Genomic DNA, 23,776 nt, shown 5'->3' with positions numbered 1-23,776 from the left:
CTTAACGCCTGTTTACACCTTTCATCTAACCCACTGTATTTAATCACTAATATTTCATTTCAAAATGTTAATCTGATCGCTTGACGTATTTTTGTCCGTTGATGCACAACCTTTTTTTATTTTTATGCACAGCGGAAACACACTCAGGCATCCCGGGGTAATCCCTTCTCAACAACCCGTACCAGGCGCTGCTTTTGTGCGGGCTGTACTTCGGTGCCGAGCGCTTCACGGTGGGCCCGCTGGCGGGCAAGGGCCCAGTGGATATGCTCATCCAGCATGGGGTCTTCACCCAGGCGCTGTTGCAGGGCGTTAAAGATGGCCTCATCCCAGGGGGCATTTCCCATGGCCACGGCAATATTGCGCAGCCAGCGTAAGTGGCCAATGCGGCGGATGGCAGATCCTTGCGTGATGTGCAGAAACTGCGCTTCGCTCCAGGCGAAGAGCTCAGTGAGCTGCGGGGCGTGCAGGGGCTGGCGCGGGGCGAAGTCGGCTTCGTCTGTCAGCTGTGAAAAACGGTTCCACGGGCAAATCAGCTGGCAGTCATCACAGCCGTAGATCCGGTTGCCGATAAGCGGGCGGAACTCCTCGGGGATGGCCCCTTCCAGCTCAATCGTCAGGTAGGAGATACAGCGCCGGGCATCCACGGTATAGGGGGCCACAATGGCCCCGGTGGGGCAGATGGTCATACAGGCCACGCATTTGCCGCACTGCTCCTGTGCCGGGGTATCTACCGGCAGCGGCAGATCCACGAGCAACTCCCCGAGGAAAAAGAACGAGCCGGCCTCCTGGTTGAGGATCAGCGAGTGCTTCCCGGTCCAGCCGAGGCCCGCTCTGGCGGCCAGCGGGCGCTCCAGAACAGGTGCAGAATCCACAAAGGGTCTAAAATTAAGCGCAACGCAGTGCTGCTGCAGGCGTTCACCGAGCTGTTTTAAGCGGTTACGCATTAATTTGTGATAATCACGCCCGAGGGCGTAACGGCTGACATAGCCCTTATGGGGATCTTTGAGCACGGCGGCAAAGCGGGCCTTTGCGGGCAGATAATTCATGCGCACGGTAATCACCCGCAGGGTGCCGGGGTGTAATTCATGGGGGCGGGCACGTAACATACCGTGGCGGGCCATCCAGGCCATTTCACCGTGGTACTGGTTGTCCAGCCATGCCTGGAGTTGTGCCTCACTGGCGCTCAGGTCCGTATCGGTGATACCCACCTGCTGAAAACCCAGTTCGGCCCCCCAGCGTTTAATGTCTTGTGCTAATTGATAATAGTCCAGGGGTTGTGACATGACGGATCATACTCAGAAGAATAACCGGGTAAGTATACCACATCAGATCTGGCCTGCGGCCTGGTTGCGGGCCGCAGAGCCGCAGGCGGCAGCCGAGATGGGGATAACCCTGTATGACTTAATGCAGCGCGCGGCACAGGCCGCATATACCCTGGCCCGGCACCAGTATCCGCACAGCCGCCACTGGCTGGTGCTGTGCGGGCATGGCAACAACGGCGGTGATGGCTATGTGCTCGCCCGGCTGGCGCGGGAGGCGGGGATCACCGTCACGCTCCTGGCTCAGGGGGGCGATAACCCCCTGCCGGATGAAGCCACACAGGCCCGGGCGGCATGGCTTGATAGCGGCGGCACGGCGGGTTGTCTGGCCGCGCCCTGGCCGGAGGATGCGGATCTGATTATTGATGGTTTGCTGGGGACCGGTCTGCAGCAGGCGCCACGGGCGCCGGTGGCGGCGGCGATCACCCGGGCGAATCAGCACCCGGCACCGGTACTGGCGCTGGATATCCCCTCCGGGCTACTGGCAGAAACCGGCGCCACGCCCGGGGCGGTTATCTGCGCAGACACGACAATCACGTTTATCACCCTCAAGCCCGGCCTGCTGACCGGGAAGGCCCGGGATGTGGTCGGGCAGTTGCATCATCATGATCTGGGCCTTGGCCCGTGGCTGGCGCAACAGCAGGCCCCCATGGAGCGGCTGGATGAAACCGGCCTGGCCGGGTGGTTGCCCCCGCGCAGGGCAACGGCGAATAAAGGCGATCACGGGAAGCTGGTGGTGATCGGGGGGGATACGGGCACCTGCGGGGCTATCCGTATGGCCGGTGAAGCTGCGCTGCGTGCCGGGGCCGGGCTGGTACGGGTGCTGACCCGGGCAGAAAATATCGCCCCGATTATCACCGCCCGGCCAGAACTGATGGTCCATGAGCTGACCCCGGACACCCTCAGTGACGCCCTGGCGTGGGCCGATGTGGTGGTCATTGGCCCGGGGCTTGGGCAGCAGAGCTGGGGGAAGCGTGCACTGCAAAAGGTCGAAAATGTCCGCAAACCCATGTTATGGGACGCAGATGCGCTGAACTTACTGGCAATTAACCCGGATAAACGTCAGAATCGCGTCATTACTCCGCACCCGGGAGAGGCGGCCCGCCTGCTTAACTGCACCATTGCCGATATCGAAAATGACCGGCTGGCAGCCAGCAGACGCCTGGTGGCCCGCTACGGGGGCACGGTGGTGCTCAAAGGGGCGGGCTCGGTGATTGCTGATACTGAGCATCTGTGTATTGCTGATGTCGGCAATGCGGGTATGGCCAGCGCTGGAATGGGGGATGTGCTGTCCGGTATTATTGGCGCCTTGCTGGCGCAAAAATTACCGCCCCTTATCGCAACCTGTGCTGGCTGTGTCGCCCACGGGGCCGCAGGCGATGCGCTCGCCCGTGACTCAGGCATGCGTGGCATGCTGGCAACGGATCTGTTTACCCGGCTGCCGCGTTTTGTTAATCCGTAACTGAACTGAAATTATCATGATAAATCGTGTGATACCGCTTTGTGACGAATCCGCCACCCTTGCCCTCGGTGAGCGTGTGGCCCGCGCCTGTAAAGGGGCCACCGTTATTCATCTCTACGGGGATTTGGGTGCCGGGAAAACCACCTTCAGCCGCGGTTTTCTGCAGGCGCTGGGGCACCGGGGCAATGTGAAAAGCCCCACGTATACCCTGGTCGAGCCCTACACGCTGGAAGATGTGACGGTTTATCACTTTGATCTCTACCGGCTTGCGGATCCGGAAGAGCTCGAATTTATGGGTATTCGTGACTATTTTGCCGATAACGCTATTTGCCTGGTGGAATGGCCTCAGCAGGGGGCGGGTGTTCTGCCGCCGCCGGATCTTGAAATTCATCTGAGTTATCAGGATCAGGGCCGTGAAGCCGTAATAACGCCGACCTCACCCTCAGGTGAGGCGGTGCTGTCCCGGTTGGCCCGCTGAAAAAGGTGGTGGGATGATTCGTCGCTTAAACGGTTGGTTACTTGCGCTGCTGTTGCTCTGTGCGCCCGCATGGGCGGCACAGCTTTCCGATATTCATGTGGCTAATGGCAACAGCCAGGCGCGCATTACGCTGAGTTTTGTCGGGGATCCGAATTACGCATACAACACGCAGAATAAGCGCAGCCTGACGCTGGATATTGAACAGACCGGCGTACTCCAGGGGCTGCCGCTGAAATTCAGCGGTAATAACCTGGTCAGGCAGATCAGCGCCGGGCAGCCCAAAGATGACCAGTCCATGCGCCTGATTGTCGATTTGACCCAAAACAGCCTGACCCGGGCCGAGAAGCGCCAGAACGGGGCGAATTATACGGTGGTGTTTACCCTGAATGCGGAGCCCACCCCACCACCGGCACCGGTGATCGAACGGTCTGTTGAGCCAGTCGCCGCGCCGGTGATTGCTAAGCCTGTCGCGCCTGCGGCCCCCCGGCCGGTATTCAGCCCGGCGCCCGCCCCCCGGGAGACGGCACAAGTCGCCCCCCGGCCCGTTACCGGGACACTTAACCGTGATACGGGCCTGCGCACGCACCGCAGCGAAAGCCGCGGGGCCACAGAGCGGGTAACGGTGGCGATTGATGCCGGGCACGGCGGGCAGGATCCGGGGGCGATTGGCCCGGATGGCACCCGCGAGAAACAGGTTACCCTCGCCATTGCCCGCAAGTTGCGCCAGTTACTGAATGCGGATCCGATGTTCAAAGGCGTACTGACCCGGGACGGGGACTATTTTATTTCGGTGATGGGCCGTTCAGACGTGGCGCGTAAACAGAACGCCAGCGTGCTGGTCTCGATCCATGCGGATGCGGCCCCCAACCGGGATGCGACCGGGGCCTCTGTATGGGTGCTCTCCAACAAGCGCGCCAACAGCGAAATGGCCGGCTGGCTGGAGCAGCATGAGAAGCAATCCGAGCTGCTGGGCGGGGCGGGGGATGTGCTGGCAAATAGCCAGGCGGATCCCTACCTGAGCCAGGCGGTGCTGGATTTGCAGTTCGGCCACTCCCAGCGGGTGGGGTATGATGTGGCGACCCAGGTTCTGGCCCAGCTGGGCCGGGTGGGGGATATTCACAAGCGCCGCCCGGAGCACGCCAGCCTCGGGGTGCTGCGTTCACCGGATATCCCGTCGCTGCTGGTGGAGACCGGGTTTATCAGTAACGCCGGTGAAGAGCGTTTACTGGCCAGCGATGACTACCAGCAGCAGATAGCCGGGGCTATCTACCAGGGGCTGCGTAATTATTTCCTCGCGCATCCGCTTCAGTCGTCGCCGAAAATGGAGATGCAGCCGACCCGGACGGTGATAAATGGGCTCCCCGATAGCCAGGTGGCCAGCAACTAAGGAGTCAGCATGCCGATACAGGTTTTACCGCCTCAACTGGCGAACCAGATTGCCGCCGGTGAGGTGGTCGAGCGCCCGGCATCGGTCGTGAAAGAGCTGGTGGAAAACAGCCTCGACGCCGGGGCGACGCGTATTGATATCGATATTGAACGCGGCGGCGCCAAAATGATCCGCATCCGGGATAACGGCTGCGGTATCCGCCATGCGGAGCTGGCTCTGGCCCTGGCCCGCCACGCCACCAGTAAGATTGCCAGCCTGGACGATCTGGAAGCGATCATGAGCATGGGGTTTCGCGGAGAAGCCCTGGCCAGTATCAGTTCCGTATCGCGCCTGACGCTGACCTCGCGCACGGCAGATCAGCCGGAGGCCTGGCAGGCCTATGCGGAAGGCCGGGATATGGATGTGACCGTGAAACCGGCCGCCCACCCGGTGGGCACTACCCTTGAAGTGCTTGATCTCTTTTACAATACCCCGGCGCGGCGCAAATTTCTGCGCACTGAAAAAACCGAATTCAGCCATATCGATGAGGTGGTGCGCCGGATTGCGCTGGCGCGCTTTGATGTGGCTATCACCTTAAACCATAACGGGAAAACCGTGCGCCAGTATCGCGCTGTTGCCCCGGGGGCACCGCGGGAGCGGCGGCTGGCGGCCATTTGCGGTACGGCCTTTCTGGAAGGGGCGGTGGCGATTGAATGGCAGCACGGGGATCTCACCCTGCGCGGCTGGGTGGTTCAGCCCGAATCACTCACCCCGGCGCTGGGAGAGACCCAGTATTGTTATGTGAACCAGCGGATGATGCGCGACCGGCTGATTAACCACGCCATCCGCCAGGCTTGTGAAAACCGGCTGGGGAGCGACCAGCAACCGGCCTATGTGCTGTACCTGGAGGTGGATCCCCGCCAGGTGGATGTTAACGTTCACCCGGCCAAGCACGAGGTGCGTTTTCACCAGGCACGCCTGGTCCACGATTTTATCTACCAGGGGGTCCTGAGCGCCCTGCAACAGGAGAGCGACACTGTGCTTCCCCTGGCAGACGAAGACACCCACCCCCGGCCGGTAGAAAACCGGGCGGCGGCAGGGCTCAACCAGTTCAACCAGCCCGCCCCCCGGGCGCCGCAAGAGACCCGCGCCCCCAGGGAGACACCGCGCGGGGCCGGTAGCTGGCCCCATGCGCAGCCGGGCTATCAGAAACAGCAGGGGGCGCTATATCAGACGCTGCTGGAAACCCCGGCCTCCACTCCCCGGCCGGATACCCGCCTGCGGGAGCCCGCTCCGGCTGAGGGCATTGCCGCGCAGGCGGCAAGTTTCGGCCGGGTGCTGACCGTGGTAGCTGAGCGCTATGCGCTGCTGGAGGCAGACCAGCAATTACAGTTGCTGTCGTTGCCCGTGGCAGAGCGCTGGCTGCGGATGGCGCAACTGACCCCGGGCAGTGATAAGCTCTGCGCCCAGCCGTTGTTAATTCCGGTGCGCCTGAAGGCGCCAGAGCGTGAGCGTGAAGCGCTCTCCCGCTGGCAGCAGGCGCTGGCGACGGTGGGGATTGAGTTTGGGCTGGATGCCCGGCACGTCACGGTGCGGGCCGTGCCTTTACCCTTGAGAAAACAAAATTTACAAAACTTGATTCCCGAACTGATAGGCTACCTGGCGCAGCAAGATAGTGTGCAGAACACGGCAGTCACGCAGTGGCTGGCGCGTCACCTGGAAAGTGAATGTCACTGGACAGTCGCCCAGGCGATTACGCTGCTGGCAGATGTGGAGCGGTTATGCCCACAGCTGGTGAAGGCACCGCCAGAGGGCCTGTTGCAACCCGTGGATTTACATTCGGCGATGGCCGCTCTGAAAAATGACTGACGTAACTTCTGAAACCAGTAATAAAACCTTGCCCACGGCGCTCTTTTTAATGGGGCCGACGGCATCCGGTAAAACCGCACTGGCGATGCGCCTGCGGGAAATTTTACCGGTGGAATTGATAAGTGTTGATTCTGCCCTGATATACAAAGGTATGGATATCGGTACTGCGAAGCCGACAGCGCAAGAGCTGGCGAAGGCGCCGCATCGGTTACTGGATATTCGTGATCCTGCACAGGCGTATTCTGCAGCAGATTTTCGTAAAGATGCGCTGGCCCAGATGGCGGAAATTAGCGCCGCCGGGCGCATTCCTCTGCTGGTTGGCGGGACCATGTTGTACTTTAAGGCTTTGCTTGAGGGGTTATCGCCTCTGCCCTCAGCAGATCCGCAGGTAAGAGCACAGATTGAAAAAGACGCCCGGGAGCAGGGATGGGAGCGGTTGCATAGCCAGTTACAGGAGATTGACCCGGTAGCGGCTGCCCGGATTCATCCAAATGATCCGCAAAGGCTTTCCCGGGCACTGGAAGTTTTTTTCATTTCGGGTAAAACTTTAACGGAACTGACGCAAACTTCCGGTGAAGCGTTGCCGTACCGGGTGCACCAGTTTGCTATCGCTCCTGCGAGCCGCGAACTGCTTCACCAGCGTATTGAGCAGCGTTTTCATCAGATGCTGGCGGCAGACTTTGAAGCGGAAGTTCGGGTGCTCTTTGCTCGCGGAGATTTGCATACGGATATGCCTTCCATTCGTTGTGTCGGGTATCGGCAAATGTGGTCCTATATTGCCGGTGAAATATCCTACGATGAAATGGTTTACCGAGGTATTTGTGCCACGAGACAGTTAGCGAAGCGCCAGATAACCTGGCTGCGGGGCTGGAACGGCGTTCACTGGCTTGATAGTGACAACCCAGACCAGGCCTGCAGTGAAGTCGTAAAGGTTGTTGGTGCTAAGCACTACTGAATGTGTACAATTGAATCGCATCGTGCGCAAATTTTTACGCAGTTTTTCAGGGCCTCTGGCCCTTAAGTACAAACAACAAGCATATAAGGAAAAGATAGAATGGCTAAGGGGCAATCTTTACAAGATCCGTTCCTGAACGCATTGCGTCGGGAGCGTGTTCCGGTTTCTATTTATTTGGTGAATGGTATTAAGCTGCAAGGCCAGATTGAATCTTTCGATCAGTTTGTGATCCTGTTAAAAAACACCGTTAGTCAGATGGTTTACAAACACGCGATCTCCACCGTTGTGCCGTCCCGCCCGGTTTCTCATCACAGCAATAACCCCGGCGCAGGCACCAGCAATTATCACCACAGTGGTAATGCTCAGGCGGGCGCGGGTAACGCGCAGCAGGAAAGCGACGACGCCGAATAAGGCGGATGGCTGTTTTTCCATGTCGGGGGACCAGTTTATCTGTGTTCCCCGCTGATCTTTCTGGAGGGTTGACGCTTGTTTGACCGTTATGAAGCCGGTGAGCAGGCGGTGCTGGTACACATCTATTTTACGCAAGACAAAGATTTGGAAGATATTCAGGAGTTTGAATCTCTGGTCTCTTCCGCCGGTGTCGACGCAATGCAGGTGATTACCGGTACCCGAAAAGCACCGCATCCGAAATACTTTGTCGGGGAAGGTAAGGCACTTGAAATTGCCGACGCGGTAAAGGCCACTGGTGCATCGGTTGTGTTATTCGACCATGCGTTAAGCCCCGCCCAGGAGCGTAACCTGGAGCAGGTTTGTCAGTGTAGGGTGATTGACCGCACTGGCCTTATTTTAGATATTTTTGCTCAGCGTGCCCGTACCCATGAAGGGAAGCTGCAGGTTGAGCTGGCGCAGCTGCGCCATCTGGCGACCCGCCTGGTACGCGGGTGGACTCACCTTGAGCGCCAGAAAGGGGGGATCGGCCTGCGTGGCCCCGGGGAAACCCAGCTGGAAACGGACCGCCGCTTACTGCGCGGCAGAATCAGCCAGATCCTGTCCCGACTGGAAAAAGTTGAAAAACAACGTGAGCAGGGACGGCGGTCACGGACTAAAGCAGATATTCCGACTATCTCTCTGGTGGGCTACACCAACGCCGGCAAATCCACCCTGTTTAACCGCATCACCGAAGCGCAGGTCTACGCTGCGGATCGGCTGTTTGCGACGCTGGACCCGACATTACGGCGCATTGACGTAGCCGATGTGGGCGAGGCGGTGCTGGCTGACACCGTAGGGTTTATCCGCCAGTTACCTCATGATTTAGTCGCGGCTTTTAAAGCCACGTTGCAGGAAACGCGTCAGGCGACATTACTGTTACATGTTATTGACGCAGCAGATGTACGGGTTCAGGAAAACATAGAAGCAGTGGATGAAGTGCTGGAAGAGATCGACGCGCACGAAATTCCGACACTTTTAGTGATGAACAAAATCGACGCGCTGGACGGTTTTACTCCGCGTATCGATCGCGATGAAGAAAACGTACCGGTGCGTGTCTGGCTTTCGGCCCAGACAGGTGAAGGTATTCCACTGCTTTTCCAGGCTCTGACTGAGCGCCTGGCCGGTGAACTGGCGCAACACACGTTGTGCTTACCTCCCCAGGCAGGACGGTTACGGAGCCGGTTTTATCAGCTTCAGGCAATAGAAAAAGAGTGGATGGAGGAAGACGGCAGCGTTGGCTTACAGATTCGTATGCCTGTCGTTGACTGGCGCCGCCTCTGCAAACAAGAACCGGAACTGACAGACTATATTGTCTGAGCAGTGCATGGAGATGGTCTGAAGACTTTTTCCCCCCTGGGGGGATATCACCGCACAACTAATATGGAGCATATACATGGCGTGGAATCAGCCCGGTAATAACGGACAGGACCGCGACCCGTGGGGAAGCAGCAATAACCAAGGCGGCAACTCTGGGGGGAACAAAGGAGGTCGTGATCAGGGGCCACCTGATCTGGATGATATCTTCCGCAAACTGAGCAAGAAGCTCGGCGGACTGGGTGGGGGAAAAGGCACCGGCACTGGTGGCACAGGCCAGAATATTCCGCGTGGCCCGGTAGGCGGGCGCGTGGTCGGGATTGTGGCGGCAGCCGTGGTCATTATCTGGGCCGGTAGCGGTTTTTATACCATCAAAGAAGCCGAGCGCGGTGTGGTGACCCGGTTTGGTAAATTCAGCCACCTGGTGGAGCCGGGCCTGAACTGGAAGCCGACCTTTATTGACGATGTTACGGCCGTGAACGTGGAGTCCGTGCGTGAGCTGGCGGCGTCCGGCGTGATGCTGACCTCTGACGAAAACGTCGTGCGCGTAGAGATGAACGTTCAGTACCGGGTTACCGATCCGGAAAAATACCTGTTCAGCGTGACCAGTGCCGATGACAGCCTGCGTCAGGCCACCGACAGCGCCCTGCGTGGTGTTATCGGTAAATACACGATGGACAAAATCCTCACCGAAGGTCGTACCGTTATTCGTAGCGATACCCAGCGTGAGCTGGAAGAGACCATCCGCCCGTACAACATGGGGATCACCCTGCTGGACGTGAACTTCCAGACGGCGCGTCCGCCAGAGGAAGTCAAAGCGGCCTTTGATGACGCCATCGCCGCCCGCGAAAACGAGCAGCAGTATATCCGTGAAGCGGAAGCGTACTCGAACGAAGTACAGCCGCGTGCGAATGGTCAGGCCCAGCGTATTCTTGAAGAGGCCCGCGCCTATAAGACCCGGACCGTGCTGGAAGCCCAGGGTGAAGTTGCACGCTTTGCTAAGATCCTCCCGGAATACAAAGCCGCACCGCAGATAACCCGCGAGCGTCTGTATATCGAGACCATGGAGAAAGTCCTCAGCCATACCCGCAAAGTGCTGGTTAACAACGATAAAGGCGGCAACCTGATGGTGCTGCCGCTGGATCAGTTGCTGAAAAACGGCAGTCAGCCTGCGGCGAAGAGCGACAGTGCTGCTGCTGATATGCTGCGCCTGCCACCGGCGGCGTCCAGCCAGAGTAGCGCGTCAACGTCCTCTTCCTCATCAGTGAGTAGTGGCGACATTATGGATCAGCGCCGGGCGAACGCTCTGCGTCGGGGAGGAGAATAACCATGCGTAAGTCGATTATTGCTGCCATCATCGTGGTTCTGGTGGTGCTGTACACCTCCGTGTTTGTGGTTAAAGAAGGTGAGCGTGGTATTACGCTGCGTTTCGGTAAAGTGGTGCGTGATGATGAAAACAAGCCGCTGGTGTTTGAGCCGGGCCTGCATTTCAAAATCCCGTTTCTCGAATCGGTTAAAACCCTGGATGCCCGTATTCAGACCATGGATAACCAGGCCGATCGCTTTGTAACCAAAGAGAAGAAAGACCTGATCGTCGACTCCTATATTAAGTGGCGCATCAGCGATTTCAGCCGTTACTACCTGGCCACTGGCGGTGGTGATGTCTCCCAGGCTGAGGTGCTGCTCAAGCGTAAGTTCAGTGACCGTCTGCGTTCTGAGATTGGCCGCCTGGATGTGAAAGACATTGTGACCGACTCCCGTGGTCGTCTGACCCTGGAAGTGCGCGATGCGCTGAACTCCGGCTCTGCAGGAACGGAAGATGAAGTGGCAACACCTGCCGCTGATGATGCTATCGCCTCTGCGGCTGCCCGCGTGACGAAAGAAACCAACGGTAAAGTGCCGGTGGTGAACCCGAACAGTATGGCGGCACTGGGTATTCAGGTGGTGGATGTGCGTATCAAGCAGATCAACCTGCCGGCAGAAGTGTCTGAGGCTATCTTCAACCGTATGCGTGCGGAGCGTGAAGCGGTTGCCCGTCGTCACCGTTCCCAGGGCCAGGAAGAGGCAGAAAAACTGCGCGCCGTGGCGGATTACGAAGTGACCCGCACCCTGGCGGAAGCAGAGCGTACTGCCCGTATGGATCGCGGTGAAGGGGATGCGGAAGCGGCCAAACTGTTTGCCGATGCGTTCAGCCAGGATCCGGACTTCTATGCCTTTATTCGTAGCCTGCGCGCTTATGAGAAGAGCTTCCAGTCCAGCCAGGATGTGATGGTGCTGAGCCCGGATAGCGACTTCTTCCGTTATATGAAGCGCCCGGCGGCAACGTTACGTTAAGCCTGTCGCTCAGTAAGTGATGTGAAGAGCCGGTGGATGCCGGCTCTTTTTTATTGGTATTTTTCAGAGAAAACAACATGCATGCATCTGTCTGGCTGTCGGTAGCCCTGGTATTAGTGATTGAAGGACTGGGGCCGATGCTGGCCCCGCGCCTGTGGCGGAAGATGGTGTTAACAATGTCACAAGCCCCCGACACCCTGTTGCGCCGCTTTGGCGGTGGGCTTGTGGTTGCTGGCTTTGTGATCTACTACATGTTGACGAAAACGATTGACTGATTAAAAACCAGGCAATTTAGCGTGAATTTGTACACATTAAGTGCTGATCATCTGATTTACCTCTGGTAGAATCCATTTTTAAGCAAACGGTGATTTTGAAAATGGGTAACAACGTCGTCGTACTCGGCACCCAATGGGGTGACGAAGGCAAAGGGAAGATTGTTGATCTTCTTACCGAACGGGCTAAATATGTTGTGCGCTACCAGGGTGGTCACAACGCCGGTCATACTCTCGTCATTAACGGTGAAAAAACCGTTCTTCATCTTATTCCATCAGGTATTCTGCGTGAAAACGTCACCAGCATCATCGGCAACGGTGTGGTGCTTTCCCCTGCAGCACTGCTGAAAGAAATGAAAGCACTGGAAGACCGTGGTGTTCCCGTTCGCGAACGCCTGCTGTTATCTGAAGCCTGCCCGCTTATTCTGGATTACCACGTTGCGCTGGATAACGCGCGTGAGAAAGCCCGCGGTGCGAAAGCTATCGGCACGACCGGTCGCGGTATCGGCCCGGCTTATGAAGATAAAGTTGCGCGTCGCGGCCTGCGCGTGGGCGATCTGTTCGACAAAGAAACCTTCGCCGTCAAACTGAAAGAAGTGATGGAATATCACAACTTCCAGCTGGTGAATTTCTACAAAGTCGATGCGGTTGACTACCAGAAAGTGCTGGACGACGTGATGGCCGTTGCCGACCTGCTGACCAGCATGGTGGTTGATGTGTCTGATCTGCTGGATCAGGCCCGCAAACGCGGTGATTTCATCATGTTTGAAGGCGCCCAGGGGACGCTGCTGGATATTGACCACGGTACGTATCCGTATGTCACCTCCTCTAACACCACCGCCGGTGGCGTGGCGACCGGCTCCGGCCTTGGCCCGCGTTATGTGGATTATGTGCTGGGTATCATCAAAGCGTACTCTACGCGTGTTGGTGCGGGCCCGTTCCCGACCGAGCTGTTTGATGAAACCGGCGAATACCTGTGCAAACAGGGTAACGAATATGGCGCTACCACCGGTCGCCGCCGCCGTACTGGCTGGCTGGATACCGTGGCAGTACGCCGCGCTGTACAGATCAACTCCCTGTCTGGCTTCTGCCTGACGAAGCTGGATGTGCTGGACGGCCTGAAAGAAGTAAAACTGTGTGTCGCTTACCGCATGCCGGATGGCCGCGAAGTGACCACCACACCGCTGGCCGCAGACGACTGGAAAGGTATCGAACCGATTTACGAAACCATGCCAGGCTGGTCTGAGTCTACTTTCGGTGTGAAAGAGCGCAGCGGCCTGCCGCAGGCGGCGCTGAACTATGTGAAACGCATCGAAGAGCTGACCGGTGTCCCGGTTGATATTATTTCAACGGGTCCGGACCGTACTGAAACGATGATTCTGCGCGACCCGTTCGACGCCTGATCACCGCAGGGCGGGTTATCCCGCCCTTTTTTAGCATCCCGCGCTTTCCTTTCTTCTTTCCCCAAATAAATTAGCGGCCCGATGTGGGGCTGGTTTATCATCAATATTATCTATACTGGCGTTTTATGCTGGCGGCTGCGCCTGGCATGAGGTAAGCGCCGCAACAGCCCTTTGCAAAGTGGTGTTTTTTTCTGCGACACGAGGTTGATGTGCAGTTAACAAGTTTTACGGATTACGGCCTGCGTGCCCTGATTTATATGGCATCCCTTCCCGAGGGGAAGATGACCAGCATATCGGAAGTGACCGAAGTGTATGGCGTGTCCCGTAACCATATGGTGAAGATCATCAACCAGTTAAGCCGGGCAGGATATGTTGCGGCGGTGCGGGGGAAAAACGGCGGCATCCGTCTGGGAAGACCGGCCGGTGATATCCGGATTGGCGACGTGGTGCGCGAGCTGGAACCGCTGACACTGGTCAACTGCAGCAGCGAATTTTGCCACATCACACCGGCCTGCCGTTTAAAACAGGCCCTTGCCCGTGCAGTGAACAGTTTCCTGGAGGAGCTGGATAACTACACGCTGGCGGAACTCGTTAATGAGAACCCGCCGCTCTACAAATTACTGCTGGTGGAATAACGACTTGCCGCCAGATGATGACAACGGAGGAACCGCTATGTCACAAGACCCTTTCCAGGAACGTGAAGCAGAAAAATATGCTAACCCGATCCCCAGCCGGGAATTTATTCTCGATCTGCTGGCCAAACGCGATAAACCGGCAAACCGTGAAGAGATAGCCCACGCGCTGGACATTACCGATGAAGAACAACTTGAAGCACTGCGCCGCCGGTTACGCGCCATGGAGCGCGACGGCCAGCTGGTCTTTACCCGCCGCCAGTGCTATGCCCTGCCGGAAAAACTCGACCTGCTGAAAGGCACGGTGATGGGGCACCGGGATGGCTACGGCTTTTTGCGCGTTGAAGGCCGCAAAGATGATTTGTACCTCTCCTCAGAGCAGATGAAAACCTGCATCCACGGGGATGTGGTGCTTGCCCAGCCGCTGGGTGCGGACCGTAAAGGCCGCAGTGAGGCCCGGGTTGTGCGGGTACTGGTGCCCAAAACCAGCCAGATTGTTGGCCGCTACTTTACCGATGCCGGTGTGGGCTTCGTAGTGCCGGACGACAGCCGCCTGAGCTTTGATATTCTCATTCCGCCGGAAGAGATCCACGGCGCCCGCATGGGCTTTATGGTGGTGGTTGAGCTCACCCAGCGCCCCACCCGGCGGACAAAAGCCGTGGGGAAAATTGTCGAAGTGCTGGGCGACAATATGGGCACCGGCATGGCGGTGGATATTGCCCTGCGCACCCATGAAATTCCCTATGTGTGGCCAAAACCGGTCGAAGAGCAGATAGCCAGCCTGAAAGAACAGGTGCCGGAAGAGGCGAAAACAGGCCGGGTCGATCTGCGCGATCTGCCGCTGGTCACCATTGATGGCGAAGACGCTCGCGACTTTGATGACGCAGTCTACTGCCAGAAAAAACGCGGCGGCGGCTGGCGCCTGTGGGTAGCCATTGCTGATGTCAGCTACTATGTGCGCCCCTGGACCCCGCTGGACAAAGAAGCCCGCAACCGTGGCACCTCGGTCTATTTCCCCTCTCAGGTGGTGCCGATGCTGCCGGAAGTGCTGTCTAACGGCCTGTGCTCCCTGAACCCGCAGGTGGACCGCCTGTGTATGGTGTGCGAGATGACCATCTCCGCCCGGGGGAATCTCTCTTCTTATAAATTCTATGACGCGGTGATGAGCTCCCACGCCCGCCTGACATACACCAAAGTCTGGCATATGTTGCAGGGCGACCAGGAGCTGCGTGAGCAGTATCACCCGCTGGTGCCGCATCTGGAAGAGCTGCACCGGCTGTATAAAGTCCTCGATCAGGCCCGCGCCGAGCGGGGCGGGATCTCGTTTGAAAGCGAAGAAGCTAAATTTATTTTCAATGCGGAGCGCCGCATTGAGCGCATTGAGAAAACCGAGCGTAACGACGCCCATAAGCTGATTGAAGAGTGCATGATCCTGGCGAACGTCGCGGCCGCGCGCTTTGTGGAAAAACACAAAGAGCCCTCGTTGTTCCGTATCCACGATCGCCCGTCTACCGAGGCCATTAACGCCTTCCGCTCGGTGCTGGCGGAGCTGGGCCTTGAACTGCCCGGCGGCAGCAAACCGGAGCCGAAAGATTACGGCGCGCTGCTGAACTCCATTGCCGATCGTCCCGACCATGAAATGCTGCAAACCATGCTGCTGCGCTCCATGAAACAGGCGATTTACGATCCGGAAAACCGTGGCCACTTCGGGTTATCGCTGAGCTCCTACGCGCACTTTACCTCGCCGATTCGCCGCTACCCGGATCTGCTGCTGCACCGGGCGATTAAATACCAGCTGGCGCTGTCCCGTGGTGAACACCCGGACGCTAAAGGCACCGCCACCGGTGGCTGGCACTACAGTATGGAAGAGATGCTGCAGCTGGGTGCCCACTGCTCGATGACCGAGCGCCGGGCCGATGAAGCCACCCGCGACGTTGCCGACTGGCTGAAATGCGACTTTATGCAGGATCAGGTGGGCCAGGTATTTAGCGGCGTGATAGCCAGTGTGACCGGCTTCGGCTTCTTTGTGCGCCTTGATGATCTGTTTATCGACGGGCTGGTGCATGTCTCCTCCCTGGATAATGACTACTACCGTTTTGACCAGATAGGCCAGCGCCTGATTGGTGAATCCGGCGGCCAGACCTACCGGCTGGGCGATAAAGTCGAAGTGCGGGTCGAGGCGGTGAATATGGATGAGCGCAAAATCGACTTCTCGCTGATTTCCAGCCAGCGGGTGGTGCGCGGGGCCGGTAAAACCGCCAGAGACAAAGCCAAAAAAGCCCAGGGCGACGGCGGGAAACCCTCACGCCGCCGTAATGCGGGCAAGCGGGTGAACTTTGAGCCGGACAGCGCCTTCCGCCCGCAGAAAAGCGGCGCAAAACACGGCGATAAGGCCAAAGCGAAACAGGGGAAAAAAGCCAAACCGTCGGCAAAAACCCAGAAAATCGCCGCCGCCACCAAAGCAAAACGCGCCGCGAAGAAAAAAGCCGACTGATGGGGTAAACTTCCCGCCTGATAACCGGGGCGCTGCGTCGCCCCACCGGGCGGGACACAACGAGTATTGTTCATGAGTGAAATGATTTACGGCATCCATGCGGTGCAGGCCCTGCTGGAGCGCGCTCCGGAGCGCTTTCAGGAAGTATTTATGCTCAAAGGGCGTGAAGATAAACGGCTGATGCCGCTGATCCACGCACTGGAAGCCCAGGGGATTGTCATTCAGCTGGCGAACCGCCAGTGGCTGGATGAAAAATCCGACGGTGCCGTACACCAGGGGATTATTGCCCGGGTGAAACCTGGCCGTCAGTACCAGGAAAATGATCTGCCGGATCTGCTGGCCGGGCTGGATAAGCCGTTTTTGCTGATTCTGGACGGGGTTACCGATCCCCACAACCTTGGTGCCTGCCTGCGTAGTGCAGATGCCGCCGGGGTCCATGGGGTTATTGTCCCGAAAGATCGCTCCGCCCAGCTGAACGCCACGGCGAAAAAAGTGGCCTGCGGCGCGGCTGAAACCGTGCCGCTTATCCGGGTGACCAACCTGGCGCGCACCATGCGCCTGCTTCAGGAAGCGAATGTCTGGATAGTCGGCACCGCCGGTGAGGCAGACCACACGCTGCACCAGAGCAAGCTCACCGGCCCGCTGGCGCTGGTGATGGGTGCCGAAGGGGAAGGGATGCGTCGCCTGACCCGGGAGCACTGCGACGAGCTTATCAGCATTCCTATGGCCGGGAGTGTCTCCTCGCTGAACGTGTCGGTAGCCACCGGGATCTGCCTGTTCGAGGCTGTGCGCCAGCGCAGCAGCTGATATTCCTCCGGGGTGCGATATGCACCCCGTTTTTTTGCCTGCCGCGTGCAGAACCGCCCCTGGCGTCCATACTTAATGGCACGTCACGACGGGAGGGATGCGGATGCCCTGGCAAACTCACACGGTTTTTAATCAGCCACTACCTCTGAGTAACAGTAACCTTTTTTTATCCGACAGCGCGCTACGCGAGGCGGTTATCCGGGAGGGTGCCGGCTGGGACAGCGATCTGCTGGCCAGTATCGGCAGCCAGCTGGGCTCTGCCGAGTCTCTGGAGCTGGGGCGCCTGGCTAACAGCCGCCCGCCGGAGCTGCTGAGCTTTGACCCCCGGGGAGAGCGGCTGGATGATGTGCGCTTTCATCCGGCCTGGCACCTGCTGATGCAGGGGCTGTGCGCCAGCCGGGTACATAACCTCCCCTGGCAGGAGGACTCCCGCATCGGCGATATGGTCGCCCGCTCAGCAAGATTTATACTCCATGCCCAGGTTGAGGCCGGTACGCTGTGCCCGGTCACCATGACCCACGCCGCGATCCCCTTACTGCAACAGATGCTGCCCGCCCCCTTCCGGGACTGGCTGCCGCGCCTGCTGAGCGATCGCTACGATCCGCGGCTCGGCACCGGCCATGAGAAGCGCGGCCTGCTGATTGGCATGGGCATGACGGAGAAACAGGGCGGCTCTGATGTGCTCAGCAATACCACCCGGGCTACTCCCGCCCAGGCCCGGGGGCCCGGCGAGCACTACCTGATAACCGGGCATAAATGGTTTTTCTCAGCCCCCCAGAGCGATGCGCACCTGATCCTTGCCCAGGCACCGGGCGGGTTATCCTGCTTCTTCCTGCCGCGCTTTTTACCGGACGGTAGCCGCAACCGGGTGCACCTGATGCGCCTGAAAGACAAGCTGGGCAACCGTTCTAACGCCAGCAGCGAAGTGGAGTTTTGTGATGCCAGCGGCTGGCTGATGGGGGAGGAGGGCGACGGCGTGCGCCAGATCCTGAAAATGGGCGGGCTGACGCGTTTTGACTGTGCCCTTGGCAGCCACGGTCTGATGCGCCGGGCGCTGTCTGTTGCCCTGTACCACGCCCACCAGCGCCAGGTGTTTGGTAAAACCCTGATAGACCAGCCGCTGATGCGCCAGGTGCTCGGGCGGATGGCCCTGCAACTGGAAGGGCAGACCGCCTTTCTGTTCCGCCTTGCCCGCGCATGGGATCAGAGCCAGAACCCGGGAGAAGCCCTGTGGAGCCGGTTGTTCACCCCGGCGGCGAAGTTCGGTATCTGCCGGGCGGGGATCCCGTTTGTGGCAGAGGCCATGGAGGTGCTGGGCGGTATTGGCTACTGCGAGGATAACGAACTGCCCAGACTGTACCGGGAAATGCCGGTTAACAGCATCTGGGAGGGCTCCGGCAATATGATGTGCCTTGACGTGCTGCGGGTGCTGAATAAACACCCGGGGGTAAAAGAGCAGCTCCGGGCGGAGTTTGATGGGGTAAAAGGGCAGAACCGCCATTTTGATCGCACCTGGCGCCAGGTAAAACAGCGGTTTGGTAAGGTTCAGGAGGCAGAGGCCCGGGATCTGACCCGGCGCCTGATGCTACTGGGGACCGGCAGCCAGGTGTTACAGCACCTGGCACCCCCGCTGGCAGATGCGTGGTGCCGGATGATGCTCGATCCGCGCGGGCCGGTACAGCTGAGCGGGCAGGTCACGGAAGATGTGCTGTTGCGGGCCACGGGCGGCGCCGGGTGAGCGCCCCCGCAGGCTCAGGCGTAAAAAATGGCCTGCACGCTCCAGGCGTTGGCGCTGCTGTTCTCTTCCAGCTGGATAATCCGGTAGAAGCTGGCCCCCTGACGGTCTGCGGTCAGGGCGACGATGCGCTCAATTTCCTGCGGGCTACCACTGAGCCCGTGAAGGGAAAAAACGCCGATTTCGTTAAATCCGGTCACCTGGTCGGCACAGACATTTTCCGCCGATTGTGCTGTGGTATGAATTAGCCCGGCCGCACGCAGCAATGATGTCAAAGCAGAGGATCGTTTCATGGGCAGCTCCATTTCATAGTGCCCCGTCTGTGACGGGGAGTCCTGCATTCCCGCCCGGCAGATGTGTTTGCCGGGTTAACGCTGGCAGAAAAGGGGGCGCGGGGGATCAGCGGCGATACAGGATAGCCTGGATATACCACTGGCCGGGGAGCGTAGTGTCATCGTTCATGATGATCAGGTAGTAATCTGCCCCGGCGCGGGCGGCCTTCGCTTTGATGGCCGCCTCACCGTTCATGGGTGAGCCCCTCACGATGGCGGAGACACTGCCCAGCCGCTGTAACCCGCTGGTCTGGGATCGCTGGATCTCTTGCGGATAATCGGCCACCGGGGGCGGTGGCTTTGGGGTCACCCGCAAGGCACTGCACCCGACAGTCAGTATTACCGCTACCGCAACTGGCACCCATCTTTTCATTTGCGCATCCATTTTCTGTTAACCATATTATATGTGTAATTGGGGTTGCTGTTAGTTTAATGTTCTAAAAGTGTTAACTTTGCCGTGCTTTTTACGCTGATTGTGGCGAAAAGCGCTGCCGGTTTCTCATCTTGCCTGCGGCCTTCTGGCGCGCCATAGTGGGTGCCTGGTAAGTACAGACAGAGGGCACAGAATGATCGAGGTATTTACACAACAGTATGCGGGCATCACCACGGTGCATGCCTGCCCGGCTGGCATGCGGGAGGCGCCACTCCCGGGCGTCGTGTTTTACCACGGGTTTACCTCGTCTGCACTGGTCTACAGTTATTGCGCGGTAGCGCTGGCGATGGCCGGAATACGGGTGATCATGCCGGATGCGCCAGACCACGGCACCCGCTACCAGGGGGATGAGGCCGGGCGCTTAACCCGCTTCTGGTCGATCCTGCACCAGAGCCTGGAGGAGTACCCGCGCCTGCGCGATGCGGTGCTGGAAAGCGGGGCGGTGTTACCCGGTGCGCTGGGGGTGGCCGGGGCATCCATGGGGGGGATGACCGCCCTGGGGATAATGGCCCGACACCCGGAGGTGGCCTGCGCTGCCAGCCTGATGGGCTCCGGTTTTTATCATGCGCGGGCCGCTACGCTCTTCCCGCCGCTGGCGGTATTCAGCCGGGAGGATCAGCGGGCATTTGATCAGATACTCGCGCCGCTGGCGGACTATGAGGCGAGCGGGCACCTGCGTGCCCTGGGTAGCCGCCCTCTGTTACTGTGGCATGGTCTGGAAGATGATGTGGTGCCCGCCGCAGACTCCCTGGCGCTTCAGCGGATGTTACAGGCTCAGGGGCTGGATACTCAGCTCTCCTGCCACTGGCAGGCGGGTGTACGCCACCGGGTAACCCCGGAAGCGCTGGATGCCACCGTGCGCTTTTTTGTCCGCCACCTGGCCGAAGGCTAGCTAGCGGTACAGCTCCGCGCTGGCGTGGAGATTACCGTTGCTGCCCGGCTCGTGCATCAGGATAGGGCTGTAGAAGCGGGCGCCTTTGGTGTCTGCCCGGTCATCCAGGGCACGGGTGGCCTCTTCTTCGGTGGCGAAGTTGTGGTTGATATAGATAACCCCCAGGCTCTGGACATCGTCCATATTTCTGGCCTGGCTGGCTGAGACTTTAATGGCGGCGCTGGCGCTGGTGGCAACGAAAAACAGCGTGGTCATCATGGCGATTGCGATAGCTCTCATGGCTGACTCCTTACCCGTCGGGGTCCAGGTCACACCGGTGTGGGTCTACTGCGGGTACTGCATGCGTGGGCCGGGAAGTAAGGCTCTTACAGGGGGCACCTGGCGGCTGATTCCACCCCTGTATAATTAGTTTAGCTGGTTATTATTGTGCGAAAGATGAGCATCTTTGATGCTCTCATTCAAATAAATTCATGCAAAATAACTAACCCCGCAATAATTAACCCGTTTTTATTATTCACCCGATTATTCCGGGGTTTCACTGAATGATTCCTTGAGTTCGCCGGGCGCTGTGAGTAGAATGACGCGTCAAATTTTCAGCCGCACTAAACACTCGTTCCTTGCCTCCCAGGGCCGCGGTTGACCCGTACAGGAGGCTGAATAATCCGTAAGGAGCAATTCGATGCGTCATTACGAAATCGTTTTTATGGTCCATCCTGACCAGAGCGAACAGGTTCCGGGCATGATCGAACGTTATTCTGCTGCCATCACTGGCGCAGAAGGCAAGATCCACCGTCTGGAAGACTGGGGCCGCCGTCAGCTGGCTTACCCGATCAACAAACTGCACAAAGCGCACTACGTTCTGCTGAACGTTGAAGCTCCGCAGGAAGTTATCGATGAGCTGGAAACAACTTTCCGCTTCAACGATGCCGTTATCCGCAGCATGGTTATGCGTACCAAACACGCTGTGACTGAAGCGTCTCCGATGGTTAAAGCGAAAGACGAACGCCGCGAGCGTCGTGAAGATTTCGCTAACGAAACCTCTGATGATGCTGAAGCTGGGGATTCTGAAGAGTAATTTCTGATGGTTAACCGCCTGGCGTTGTCCGGCATGGTATGCAGGGCTCCGTTACGTAAGGTCAGCCCGTCAGGAATTCCACACTGCCAGTTCGTGCTTGAGCATCGTTCTGTGCAGGAGGAAGCCGGTTTTAACCGGCAGGCGTGGTGTCAGATGCCGGTTATTGTTAGCGGGCACGAGAACCAGGCCATTACTCACAGTATAACGGTCGGTACGGCAGTCACGGTCACTGGGTTTGTTTGCAGCCATCAGGCGCGCAACGGGCTGAGTAAACTGGTACTGCATGCCGAGCAGATTGAATTGATAGATTCTGGAGACTAGCCATATGGCACGTTATTTCCGTCGTCGCAAGTTCTGCCGTTTCACCGCGGAAGGCGTTCAAGAGATCGACTATAAAGATATCGCAACGCTGAAAAACTACATCACCGAAAGCGGTAAGATTGTCCCAAGCCGTATCACCGGTACCCGTGCAAAATATCAGCGTCAGCTGGCTCGCGCTATCAAACGCGCTCGCTACCTGTCTCTGCTGCCGTACACTGATCGCCATCAGTAATCGGTCACGGTCCACTAATACGACTTGAGAGGATAAGGTAATGCAAGTTATTCTGCTTGATAAAGTAGCAAACCTGGGTAGCCTGGGTGATCAGGTTAACGTTAAAGCGGGCTACGCTCGTAACTTCCTGGTACCGCAGGGTAAAGCTGTTCCTGCTACTAAGAAAAACGTTGAATACTTCGAAGCACGCCGTGCAGAACTGGAAGCCAAACTGGCTGACGTTCTGGCTGCTGCTGAAGCCCGCGCTGAGAAAATCAACGCACTGGAAACCGTTACCATCGTGTCTAAAGCAGGCGACGAAGGTAAACTGTTTGGTTCCATCGGTACTCGCGACATCGCTGATGCAGTCACTGCTGCTGGCGTTGCCGTTGCGAAAAGCGAAGTTCGCCTGCCGAACGGCGTTCTGCGCACCACTGGTGACCACGATGTGAGCTTCCAGGTTCACAGCGAAGTGTTCGCACACCTGAACGTGCTGGTTGTTGCTGAATAAGTTTCTTATTCACAGCACCTGTGCGAAAACGCCGGCTTATGCCGGCGTTTTGCTTTCTGTAGTCCGGCGCATCTTTTTGATATTTGCTATCCGCCAGGCAGCTATCTGTGTCATATTCAGGGAAAATAAAACGTCATTTTATTTTCTGGTGAATTTATGGATACCGCTGTTTCAGCCTCAATTTTCTCCCGTAAGAAAATAGCCTTTCTTTCGGCGACGCTGTGTTGTTTATTGTGGGGCAGCTCTTACCCGGCCATTAAGAATGGCTATGAACTGTTTCAGATTGCCACGGATGATATCCCCTCCAAAATTGTCTTTGCCGGTTACCGCTTTCTGTTTGCCGGGCTATTGCTGCTGCTGTTTGCCATGGCGCAGAGCAAACCCATTACCCGGCTTAGTGGTCGCCAGTTCGGTCAGCTGACACTGCTCGGGCTGACCCAGACCTCCGTACAGTATGCGTTCTTTTATGTGGGCCTGGCGTATACCACCGGGGTGAAGGGGTCGATTATGAATGCCACCGGCACCTTCTTCAGCGTGCTGCTGGCCCACTTTATTTACCAGAACGACCGGCTGACCTTTCATAAGTCGCTGGGCTGTATTGTGGGCTTTCTCGGGGTGATGCTGGTGAACTTCAACCACTCCCTGATGGACTTCAGCTTTGTCTGGCAGGGTGACGGCTTTGTGGTGCTGGCGGCGTTTATTCTCTCTGCGGCGATGCTCTACGGTAAGCGTATCTCCCAGACCATGGATCCCACCGTAATGACCGGCTGGCAGCTTGGTATTGGCGGTGCCGCCCTGGTTGCGGGCGGCTATCTGACCGGTGGCACGTTAACCGTTCACAGTATGACGGCGCTGGCGGTGCTGGGGTATCTTGTCCTGCTGTCTTCGGTGGCGTTTGCCCTGTGGAGTGTTATTCTGAAACACAACCGGGTGAGCATGATTGCGCCGTTTAACTTTGTTATTCCGGTGGCGGGAACTGTCCTGTCGGCCATATTCCTCGGGGAGAATATTCTCGAATGGAAATATGCCCTTGCCCTGGTGCTGGTGTGCTCCGGGATCTGGTGGGTCAACAAGCGGGGCTGACAGACTCACGCCGGGTGGCCCGGCGTGA

The 23,776-nt window shown here is 58.1% G+C and carries 25 protein-coding genes; 21 read left to right on the top strand and 4 right to left on the bottom strand.

Annotated elements, in window-relative coordinates:
• Positions 1 to 143: 143 nt before the first annotated feature.
• Positions 144 to 1,283, bottom strand: a complete 1,140-nt coding sequence (gene queG / locus EBL_RS17355; RefSeq protein WP_002441596.1) for a tRNA epoxyqueuosine(34) reductase QueG — start codon at positions 1,281 to 1,283, stop codon at positions 144 to 146.
• Here queG and nnr point away from each other — a divergent pair.
• The 15 genes from nnr to EBL_RS17280 all read left to right on the top strand — a co-directional run bounded on the left by nnr (position 1,282) and on the right by EBL_RS17280 (position 18,893).
• Positions 1,282 to 2,781 carry a bifunctional ADP-dependent NAD(P)H-hydrate dehydratase/NAD(P)H-hydrate epimerase gene (gene nnr / locus EBL_RS17350; RefSeq protein WP_002441598.1) on the top strand — a complete coding sequence of 500 codons (1,500 nt, stop codon included), beginning with the start codon at positions 1,282 to 1,284 and terminating at the stop codon, positions 2,779 to 2,781. The two genes, queG and nnr, sit on opposite strands and share 2 nt — an antisense overlap.
• A 16-nt stretch (positions 2,782 to 2,797) precedes the next feature.
• Positions 2,798 to 3,259: a tRNA (adenosine(37)-N6)-threonylcarbamoyltransferase complex ATPase subunit type 1 TsaE gene (gene tsaE / locus EBL_RS17345; protein WP_002441599.1), complete on the top strand. Its 462-nt coding sequence runs from the start codon at positions 2,798 to 2,800 to the stop codon at positions 3,257 to 3,259.
• A 13-nt stretch (positions 3,260 to 3,272) separates the two neighbouring features.
• Positions 3,273 to 4,646 (top strand): N-acetylmuramoyl-L-alanine amidase AmiB, encoded by a 1,374-nt coding sequence (amiB, locus tag EBL_RS17340; RefSeq protein WP_002441601.1) that lies wholly within the window; start codon positions 3,273 to 3,275, stop codon positions 4,644 to 4,646.
• 9 nt (positions 4,647 to 4,655) lie between these two features.
• On the top strand, positions 4,656 to 6,494 hold the full coding sequence (mutL, locus tag EBL_RS17335) for a DNA mismatch repair endonuclease MutL (protein ID WP_002441602.1): 1,839 nt from the start codon (positions 4,656 to 4,658) through the stop codon (positions 6,492 to 6,494).
• Positions 6,487 to 7,449 carry a tRNA (adenosine(37)-N6)-dimethylallyltransferase MiaA gene (gene miaA, locus EBL_RS17330; RefSeq protein ID WP_002441604.1) on the top strand — a complete coding sequence of 321 codons (963 nt, stop codon included), beginning with the start codon at positions 6,487 to 6,489 and terminating at the stop codon, positions 7,447 to 7,449. The genes mutL and miaA overlap by 8 nt, the downstream gene beginning before the upstream one ends.
• 99 nt (positions 7,450 to 7,548) lie before the next feature.
• Positions 7,549 to 7,860, top strand: a complete 312-nt coding sequence (hfq, locus tag EBL_RS17325; RefSeq protein ID WP_002441606.1) for an RNA chaperone Hfq — start codon at positions 7,549 to 7,551, stop codon at positions 7,858 to 7,860.
• Between the two features lie 75 nt (positions 7,861 to 7,935).
• A complete protein-coding gene (gene hflX / locus EBL_RS17320; RefSeq protein WP_002441609.1) occupies positions 7,936 to 9,216 on the top strand; it encodes a ribosome rescue GTPase HflX in 1,281 nt (426 codons plus the stop codon).
• A gap of 76 nt (positions 9,217 to 9,292) precedes the next feature.
• Complete coding sequence (gene hflK / locus EBL_RS17315) at positions 9,293 to 10,540, top strand: FtsH protease activity modulator HflK (protein ID WP_002441611.1); 1,248 nt, start codon at positions 9,293 to 9,295, stop codon at positions 10,538 to 10,540.
• Between the two features lie 2 nt (positions 10,541 to 10,542).
• Entirely contained in the window at positions 10,543 to 11,547 is a 1,005-nt protein-coding gene (gene hflC, locus EBL_RS17310) for a protease modulator HflC (RefSeq protein WP_002441614.1), read from the top strand.
• Between the two features lie 77 nt (positions 11,548 to 11,624).
• Positions 11,625 to 11,822: a DUF2065 domain-containing protein gene (locus EBL_RS17305; RefSeq protein WP_002441616.1), complete on the top strand. Its 198-nt coding sequence runs from the start codon at positions 11,625 to 11,627 to the stop codon at positions 11,820 to 11,822.
• Between the two features lie 101 nt (positions 11,823 to 11,923).
• Entirely contained in the window at positions 11,924 to 13,222 is a 1,299-nt protein-coding gene (gene purA / locus EBL_RS17300; protein ID WP_002441618.1) for an adenylosuccinate synthase, read from the top strand.
• Between the two features lie 209 nt (positions 13,223 to 13,431).
• On the top strand, positions 13,432 to 13,857 hold the full coding sequence (nsrR, locus tag EBL_RS17295) for a nitric oxide-sensing transcriptional repressor NsrR (RefSeq protein ID WP_002441620.1): 426 nt from the start codon (positions 13,432 to 13,434) through the stop codon (positions 13,855 to 13,857).
• Positions 13,858 to 13,894: 37 nt separating this feature from the next.
• Positions 13,895 to 16,348 carry a ribonuclease R gene (rnr, locus tag EBL_RS17290; RefSeq protein ID WP_002441622.1) on the top strand — a complete coding sequence of 818 codons (2,454 nt, stop codon included), beginning with the start codon at positions 13,895 to 13,897 and terminating at the stop codon, positions 16,346 to 16,348.
• 72 nt (positions 16,349 to 16,420) lie between these two features.
• Positions 16,421 to 17,155 (top strand): 23S rRNA (guanosine(2251)-2'-O)-methyltransferase RlmB, encoded by a 735-nt coding sequence (rlmB, locus tag EBL_RS17285; protein WP_002441624.1) that lies wholly within the window; start codon positions 16,421 to 16,423, stop codon positions 17,153 to 17,155.
• Positions 17,156 to 17,258: 103 nt separating this feature from the next.
• Complete coding sequence (locus EBL_RS17280) at positions 17,259 to 18,893, top strand: isovaleryl-CoA dehydrogenase (protein ID WP_002441626.1); 1,635 nt, start codon at positions 17,259 to 17,261, stop codon at positions 18,891 to 18,893.
• Between the two features lie 14 nt (positions 18,894 to 18,907).
• On the opposite strand, the gene EBL_RS17275 is transcribed toward EBL_RS17280, so the two are convergent.
• Both EBL_RS17275 and bsmA read right to left on the bottom strand, forming a co-directional pair.
• A complete protein-coding gene (locus tag EBL_RS17275) occupies positions 18,908 to 19,183 on the bottom strand; it encodes a YdgH/BhsA/McbA family protein (RefSeq protein WP_174270554.1) in 276 nt (91 codons plus the stop codon).
• Between the two features lie 106 nt (positions 19,184 to 19,289).
• Positions 19,290 to 19,595 (bottom strand): biofilm peroxide resistance protein BsmA, encoded by a 306-nt coding sequence (gene bsmA, locus EBL_RS17270; RefSeq protein ID WP_034920295.1) that lies wholly within the window; start codon positions 19,593 to 19,595, stop codon positions 19,290 to 19,292.
• Positions 19,596 to 19,788: 193 nt separating this feature from the next.
• Between bsmA and yjfP the strand changes: the two genes are divergently transcribed.
• Complete coding sequence (yjfP, locus tag EBL_RS17265; protein ID WP_002441632.1) at positions 19,789 to 20,547, top strand: esterase; 759 nt, start codon at positions 19,789 to 19,791, stop codon at positions 20,545 to 20,547.
• Here yjfP and EBL_RS17260 read toward each other — a convergent pair whose 3' ends face one another.
• Positions 20,548 to 20,826, bottom strand: a complete 279-nt coding sequence (locus EBL_RS17260) for a YdgH/BhsA/McbA family protein (RefSeq protein ID WP_002441633.1) — start codon at positions 20,824 to 20,826, stop codon at positions 20,548 to 20,550.
• A gap of 400 nt (positions 20,827 to 21,226) precedes the next feature.
• Between EBL_RS17260 and rpsF the strand changes: the two genes are divergently transcribed.
• The 5 genes from rpsF (at position 21,227) to EBL_RS17235 (ending at position 23,748) form a co-directional block, all read left to right on the top strand.
• Positions 21,227 to 21,622, top strand: a complete 396-nt coding sequence (gene rpsF, locus EBL_RS17255) for a 30S ribosomal protein S6 (RefSeq protein WP_002441636.1) — start codon at positions 21,227 to 21,229, stop codon at positions 21,620 to 21,622.
• A gap of 6 nt (positions 21,623 to 21,628) precedes the next feature.
• Positions 21,629 to 21,943 carry a primosomal replication protein N gene (gene priB, locus EBL_RS17250; protein ID WP_002441637.1) on the top strand — a complete coding sequence of 105 codons (315 nt, stop codon included), beginning with the start codon at positions 21,629 to 21,631 and terminating at the stop codon, positions 21,941 to 21,943.
• A gap of 4 nt (positions 21,944 to 21,947) precedes the next feature.
• Complete coding sequence (rpsR, locus tag EBL_RS17245; protein ID WP_000135199.1) at positions 21,948 to 22,175, top strand: 30S ribosomal protein S18; 228 nt, start codon at positions 21,948 to 21,950, stop codon at positions 22,173 to 22,175.
• Between the two features lie 40 nt (positions 22,176 to 22,215).
• Positions 22,216 to 22,665, top strand: coding sequence for a 50S ribosomal protein L9 (rplI, locus tag EBL_RS17240; RefSeq protein ID WP_002441639.1), 450 nt, complete (start codon positions 22,216 to 22,218; stop codon positions 22,663 to 22,665).
• Between the two features lie 156 nt (positions 22,666 to 22,821).
• The gene (locus tag EBL_RS17235; RefSeq protein WP_002441641.1) at positions 22,822 to 23,748 is read left to right on the top strand and encodes a DMT family transporter; all 927 of its coding nucleotides are present in this window, start codon (positions 22,822 to 22,824) and stop codon (positions 23,746 to 23,748) included.
• Positions 23,749 to 23,776 lie beyond the last annotated feature (28 nt).

This window comes from Shimwellia blattae DSM 4481 = NBRC 105725 (assembly GCF_000262305.1).
Lineage (GTDB): Bacteria > Pseudomonadota > Gammaproteobacteria > Enterobacterales > Enterobacteriaceae > Shimwellia > Shimwellia blattae.
This window is presented reverse-complemented; position numbering and strand designations above follow the sequence as displayed.